Consider the following 7,001-nt stretch of genomic DNA (forward strand, 5'->3'; position numbering starts at 1 on the left):
GCCGGCGCGGCTGCCGCGGGGCGGGCGGGGCCGAGATCGCGGGCTGTTGCTGCTGGGCGGGCCCGCCGCCGAGCATCAGCTCGGCGAAGGTCGCCATCGCCTCGTCGAGCTGACCACCGATGCGGCGCTCCGACTCCTCGTTGCTCTTGCGCACCACCGAGCTGAAGTACTCGTTGTCCGGCTGCTCGGCCAGGGTGCCCTCGACCTGGGACAGCCCGGACTTCACCGCGCCGTCGAGATCGCCGATCTGCGAGACGACACCCTCCTCGACCTTGTCCAGGCGCGTGGCCAGCTCGTCCAGCCGCGAGGTGAGCTTGTCCAGCCTGCCGCCGAGCGTGTCGAGGCGGTCGGAGGTGTCCAGGATCTCGGCGGTCTCGGTCAGCGAGGTGCGCAGCGAGTCCGCCGTCTCGGTCAGCGAGGTGCGCAGCGACTCGGCGGTGCTCGACAGCGAGCCGGTCAGCGACTCCGTGCTCTCGGACAGCGAGTTCTGCACCGCCTCGGTGTTCGCCGTGGCCCGCTCGCGGGAGTCGGTGTCGAAGCGGTCGACGCGCTCCTTGAACGAGGTCTCCATCGTGTCGATCCGCTCGCGGACCGGGCCGTGCACGGCCGAGGGGACCCCGTCGATCTTGTCGTCCTGCTTGTCCAGGTGCCCACCGAGCTCGTCCAGCCTGCGGTGGATGTTGGTGAGCTTGTCCTCCAGGCCGTCCATCCGGCCGGACACGCCCTCGAAGCGGGCCCCGACACCGTCGAGCCTCCCATCGAGTTGCGCGAACGGTTTCTGGAGTTTGTCGACCACGGACTCCACCGAGCGGGCCAGCTCGGCCAGGGCGTTGTCCTGGGCCTCCAGCCGGTTCATGGCCTCGTCCAGGCGCTCGGCCAGGACGGAGACCTCCGTGCGGTCGGGCAGCTCGGACAGCCGTTTGCGCATCGCGCCGAGGGAGTCCACCGGCGCGAGCCGGGCGTAGATGTCGTCGAGGGCGTCGAAGATCTGTTGCTGTTCGCTCTCTCGGACCTCGGCCGCGCGCACCAACATGTTGCGCATCCGGTCGAAGGACGGGGCTGCGAGATTGTTGTCAGACGTCACTGCGGTGTCCTTCATCGGCGGGGGAAGATGGGACCTGCACGCGAGCCTAGCGATCGACCCACTGCGGAGCGTATCGCCCCCGTCCGTAAACGTGTGACGTGCGAAGCCGATCACGCCGATAACGTCTTGGTCACCGCGGTAACGCTCGAGTAGGGGATCAGGCCCGGGCTCGACGCGGCCCCCGTGGTCCGCCGCGGCCCGTCGTGGAGCCGATCGGCCGCCCCCGCGGTGTGTCAACCGTCCGTGTGACCGCCGCGCCCGGGTACCGTCGGGGGATGGCGACGCGAACCGTTCCCACCCTCCAGGATCTGCGCACGGCCCCCAAAGTACTGCTCCACGACCACCTGGACGGCGGGCTGCGCCCGCGCACGGTCGTCGAGTTGGCCGAATCGACCGGCTACCGGGGGCTGCCCACCACCGATGTCACGGACCTGACCCGATGGTTCCGGGACGCGGCCGACTCCGGGTCCCTGGAGTCCTATCTGGAGACCTTCGCCCACACCACCGGCGTGATGCAGACCGAAGAGGCGCTGTCCCGGGTGGCCGCCGAATGCGTCGAGGATCTCGCCGCCGACGGCGTCGTCTACGCCGAGGTGCGCTATGCGCCCGAGCTGTTCGTCACCCGGGGGCTGTCCCTCGACGCGGTGATCGAGGCCGTACAGGACGGCTTCCAGCGGGGCACCCGGCGCGCGGCCGAGCGGGGCGTGCGCATCCGGGTGGGCACCCTGCTCTGCGCGATGCGGCAGCACGCGCGGGCCCTGGAGATCGCCGAACTCGCCGTCCGCTACCGCGACGTGGGCGTGGTCGGGTTCGACATCGCGGGCCCGGAGGCCGGATTCCCCCCGACCCGCAACCTCGACGCGTTCGAGTACATCCGGGTCAACAACGCCCACTTCACCATTCACGCGGGTGAGGCGTTCGGACTGGCGTCGATCTGGGAGGCGATCCAGTACTGCGGTGCCGAACGGCTCGGACACGGGGTGCGGATCATCGACGACGTCACCCCTTCCGGCGACGGTGACGCGACCGCCTCCGGCGGTGGTGCCGCCGAGCTGGGCAGGCTGGCCTCCTATGTGCGGGACCGGCGTATTCCGCTGGAGGTGTGCCCGTCGTCGAACCTGCAGACCGGAGCCGCCCCCTCGCTGGAGAAGCACCCGATCGGGCTGCTGGCCGCGATGCGGTTCCGGGTCACGGTCAACACGGACAACCGGCTGATGAGCGACTGCACCATGTCCTCGGAGTTCGCCCGGCTCGTCGAGACCTTCGGCTACGGCTGGTCGGACGTGCGGTGGTTCACGATCAACGCGATGAAGTCCGCCTTCCTCGACTTCGACGAGCGCCTGGACCTCATCAACAACGTGATCAAACCCTGGTACGCCGAAGTCGAATGAGGTGACCGTGAGGGGCACTCTCCCTGCGTGTCACGCAGTGAAAGTGCCCCTCACGGCACTGAGCGCAGGGAGAGTGCCCCTCACGGCAACACCCGGGCAGGGCGGGGTCAGTTCGCGTGCAGGTGGGTCTCGAAGTTCTCCACGAGGGTGCGCCACGTCTTCTGCTCGGCGTCGAACGGCGCGCTCGGGGCGAGCCGGTCGGGGTCGGGACTGACCACGAAGGACACCAGCCAGCCCAGCCGTTCCGAGCCGGCCAGCGCCTCGTGGACGCTGTCGTCGCCGGCCCAGTCGGCGGCGTCGGTGAGCAGCTCCACCGCGAGCTCCAGCTGACTCGGGTCGATGGCCTCCAGGCCGGCGCCGATGTCGTCGGCCAGCCCGGTGAGCACGTAGGTGTTCTCCGGGGCGACGTCCACCTCGAGCTCACCCGCCGTCGCGGTGGTCAGCACCTCGTCCCAGGTGGACACGTCGGCGAGGTCGGTCAGCGCCAGATCGCCGGGCTCGGCCAGCGCCCGCGCCAGCGCGCGTTCGGAGGGGAAGGTCTCGATACGACCGTCGGAGCCGAGGAAGACCGGGTCGTCGTCGAGATAGCACCGCAGGGTGAAGTGTTCCCGGTCGGAGGTGACGATCTTGATCGGGTCGATGCCGACCTCGGTCCAGAACCCCGCGGGTTCGTCGGCGTCGTCGGTCCCGTCCCCGGTGTCGGAGGTCTCGCTCGTGTCCGTGGCCTCGCCCGTGGTCGCGGAGCCCCCGTAGACGGCGTCCAGATCCTCCCGCTCGTCCGAGTCGACCCCGGCCTCGGACTCGGCCGACTCCTCGTGGAAGGCGGCGAGCTCCTCGGTCGTCTGGTCGAGCGTGGCGGAGTCCACCTCCGGCACGGTGATCAACTCGTCGACGGAGTCGAGCACCACGTCCCACTTCTCGGACACGGTCTTGGACAGATCGTTCCACAGCCGGGTGCCGTCCCGGCCGGAGAACGGCAGTTGCCCCTGATCGAGCAGGGAGAACGCCTGGCAGCCGTCCAGGACCTCATGCACGTCGTCCAGCTCGCACACGTCCGCCAGCGACCGCACGATGTTGACGATCTCCGCGAGCTCGCTGAGGGTCCAGGAGTCGGGTTCGCCCGCCACCATCTCGGGCACGCCGACGAGGTCGAAGCAGTGGTCGTCGTCCGGGATCAGCTCGGGCACGTTGAGCGCGGGCACCGTGTCCCAGGCGGGGTGGTCGACCAGATCGTGCTCGGTGGCCGTGCGCACGTACGCCGCCAGGTGGGCGGAGTCCCGGAACGCGTAGAGGTCGTCCTCGTCGCCGAGGAAGGCCTCCCACTCCTCGCCGTCCTCCCGCCATCGTGGCGCCCACAGGGTCACCAGATCGCCTTGTGGCAGCCCGAGTTCGATCGGGATGATATCCTGAGCCATTCCGCCCTCCGGGAACACCTGTGCACGTGCCGGTTCACCACTGCGTTCGAAACCGGCCGTGAAGGCGAAGCCTACGGGTTCCGGCTCCGAACCGCGATCACCCCTCACGCGAAGGGGCCGCCAGTGACACGATCTCAGGCACGATGACTGAACTTCTCACCGACCGCCTTCCCGACGAAGCCGACGCCGAGGGCGCCGACCCAGACGCCCTCTACGACGCCTTCACGACCTGGACCGCCGAGCGGGGCATCGAGCTCTACCCGGCACAGGAGGAGGCGTTGATCGAGGTCGTCTCCGGTGCCAACGTCATTCTCTCCACCCCGACCGGCTCGGGGAAGAGCCTGGTGGCGGTGGGTGCGCACTTCGCCGCGCTGGCCGACGGCGTGCGCAGCTTCTACACCGCGCCGATCAAGGCGCTCGTGTCGGAGAAGTTCTTCGACCTCGTCGACACCTTCGGCGCCGACAACGTCGGCATGATGACCGGCGACTCCAGCGTCAACCCGGACGCGCCGATCATCTGCTGCACCGCGGAGATCCTGGCCAACCTCGCCCTGCGGGACGGGGCGGAGGCCGACGTCGGGCAGGTCGTGGCCGACGAGTTCCACTTCTACGCCGACCCGGACCGCGGCTGGGCCTGGCAGGTGCCGCTGCTGGAGCTGCCGGAGGCGCAGTTCGTGCTCATGTCGGCCACCCTCGGCGACGTCTCGTTCTTCGAGTCCGACCTCACCCGGCGCACCGGCCGGGACACCGCGGTGGTCACCTCGGCCGAACGACCGGTGCCGCTGACGTTCCGCTACGCCACGACACCCATGCACGAGACGGTGTCCGAACTGCTGCACGGCGGACTGGCCCCGGTGTACGTGGTGCACTTCTCGCAGGCCGCCGCGGTGGAGCGGGCGCAGGCGCTGATGAGCATCAACGTCTGTTCCCGTGCCGAGAAGGACGCGCTGGCCGGGGCGATCGGTGACTTCCGGTTCTCCGCGGGATTCGGCAAGACGCTGTCCCGGCTGGTGCGGCACGGTATCGGCGTCCATCACGCGGGGATGCTGCCCAAGTACCGCCGCCTCGTCGAACAGCTCGCCCAGGCGGGGCTGCTGAAGATCATCTGCGGCACCGACACGCTCGGCGTCGGCATCAACGTGCCGATCCGCACCGTGGTGTTCTCGGCGCTGACCAAGTTCGACGGCACCCGCCAGCGGCACCTCAAGGCCCGCGAGTTCCACCAGGTCGCGGGCCGTGCGGGTCGCGCGGGTTACGACACCGACGGGCACGTCGTCGTGCAGGCCCCCGAGCACGTCATCGAGAACGCCAAGGCGCTGGAGAAGGCGGGCGACGACCCGAAGAAGAAGCGCAAGGTCACCCGCAAGAAGGCGCCCGAGGGCTTCGTCAACTGGACCGAGAGCACCTTCGACCGCCTCGTCGCCGCCCAGCCCGAGCCGTTGACCTCGCGGTTCGCGGTGACCCACGCGATGCTGCTCAACGTCGTCTCCCGGCCCGGGAACGCGTTCGCGCACATGCGGCACCTGCTGGAGGACAACCACGAGGACCGGCCCACCCAACGCAGGCACATCCTGCGCGCCATCGCCGTCTTCCGCGCGCTGCTCGCCGCCGGGGTGGTCGAGTGGCTGGACGAACCGGACGAGCAGGGCCGCACCGTGCGGCTCACGGTGGACCTGCAGTTCGACTTCGCCCTGAACCAGCCGCTGTCCCCGCTCGCGCTGGCCGCGATCGACCTGCTCGACCCCGACTCGCCGAGCTACGCGCTGGACGTCGTGTCGATCGTCGAGGCCACGGTGGACGACCCCAAGCAGGTGCTGGCGCAGCAGCGGTTCAAGGCCCGCAACGAGGCCATCGCCGAGATGAAGGCCCAGGGCATCGAGTACGAGCAGCGGATGGAGCTGCTGGAGGACGTCACCCACCCGAAACCGCTGGAAGAGCTGCTCGCGGCGGCGTACTCGCGCTACCGCCAGGGGCACCCGTGGGTGGCCGACTACGAGCTCTCCCCGAAGTCGGTCGTGCGGGACATGTTCGAGCGGGCGATGAACTTCGTCGAGTACATCGGCCACTACGGTCTCGCGCGGTCGGAGGGGGTGCTGCTGCGCTACCTCGCCGACACCTACGACGCCCTCCGGCGCACCGTGCCCGACGACGCCAAGAGCGAGCCGCTGCAGGACCTCATCGAGTGGCTCGGGGAACTGGTGCGCCAGGTGGACTCGAGTCTGCTCGACGAGTGGGAGGCGCTGCGGCACCCGGAGGAGGCCACGGCCGACGACACCGGCAGGCACACCGTGCCCGAGGGGCCGCAGCCGGTTACCCGCAACGAGCGCGCGTTCCGGGTGCTCGTGCGCAACGAGATGTTCCGCCGGGTCCAGCTGGCCGCCCGCGAGGACTACGAGGCGCTCGGCGAGCTGGACGGCGACTCCGGCTGGGACGCCGCGGCGTGGGAGGACGCACTCGCGGACTACTTCGCCGAGTACGACGAGATCGGCACCGACGCCGACGCCCGCGGCCCCGGCCTGCTGCTCATCGAGCGTGAGCCCGAGCCGGGCGTCTGGCGGGTCCGCCAGATCCTCGCCGACCCCGCCGGCGACCACGACTGGGGCATCAGCGCCGAGGTCGACCTCGACGCCTCCGACGAGACCGGCGCCGCGGTGATCACCGTCACCGACGTCAACCAACTCTGAACGTCGACTCGCGGGCGGGACTCGCCGACTCGCAGGCACCGCCCGTCGACTCGCGGGCCCGCCGGCGAGTTGCCGGCTCAGGCCCGCGAGTCGACGATCCGGGGTCGTGTGTCGGCGGGTCAGGTGCCGAGGGGGTGCCAGACGGTCTTGGCCTCCAGGCAGTTGCGGAGGCGGGTGAGCCCGGGACGCGCGATCCAGTCCGGTTCCTCGTCCCCGGTGTCCAGGACCCGCTTGACCGTGTCCGCCGCCGCGCGGGCGATCTCGACCTTCCCGACCGGACCCGCACCGATCGGGTCGAGCGCGTTGACGTCGGCGTGCGAGGCGAGCCACGGGCCGAGTTCCAGCGCGCTGCCGCTGAGCACGTTCGCCACCCCGGCCGGCACGTCGGAGGTCGCCAGCACCTCGGCGAGCGCGACGGCGGGCAGCG

At 70.2% G+C, this 7,001-nt stretch carries 5 protein-coding genes; 2 read left to right on the top strand and 3 right to left on the bottom strand.

The genetic code is table 11. The features are described 5' to 3' along the window. Positions 1–1,084, bottom strand: a 1,084-nt coding sequence (locus SACHA_RS24945) for a coiled-coil domain-containing protein (protein WP_019807755.1), incomplete at its 3' end; no start/stop codon positions are given. Between the two features lie 275 nt (positions 1,085–1,359). Between SACHA_RS24945 and SACHA_RS0105305 the strand changes: the two genes are divergently transcribed. Continuing rightward, a complete protein-coding gene (locus SACHA_RS0105305; protein WP_019807757.1) occupies positions 1,360–2,475 on the top strand; it encodes an adenosine deaminase in 1,116 nt (371 codons plus the stop codon). Positions 2,476–2,582: 107 nt separating this feature from the next. On the opposite strand, the gene SACHA_RS0105310 is transcribed toward SACHA_RS0105305, so the two are convergent. After that, entirely contained in the window at positions 2,583–3,890 is a 1,308-nt protein-coding gene (locus tag SACHA_RS0105310) for a hypothetical protein (RefSeq protein WP_028662908.1), read from the bottom strand. A gap of 143 nt (positions 3,891–4,033) precedes the next feature. Between SACHA_RS0105310 and SACHA_RS0105315 the strand changes: the two genes are divergently transcribed. After that, positions 4,034–6,574 carry a DEAD/DEAH box helicase gene (locus SACHA_RS0105315; protein ID WP_019807759.1) on the top strand — a complete coding sequence of 847 codons (2,541 nt, stop codon included), beginning with the start codon at positions 4,034–4,036 and terminating at the stop codon, positions 6,572–6,574. Between the two features lie 119 nt (positions 6,575–6,693). On the opposite strand, the gene SACHA_RS20420 is transcribed toward SACHA_RS0105315, so the two are convergent. Continuing rightward, the coding region (locus SACHA_RS20420; protein WP_039738035.1) for an aldehyde dehydrogenase family protein at positions 6,694–7,001 on the bottom strand (308 nt) is incomplete at its 5' end.

This window comes from Saccharomonospora halophila 8, assembly GCF_000383775.1.
In the GTDB taxonomy this organism is placed as follows: Bacteria; Actinomycetota; Actinomycetes; order Mycobacteriales; family Pseudonocardiaceae; genus Saccharomonospora; species Saccharomonospora halophila.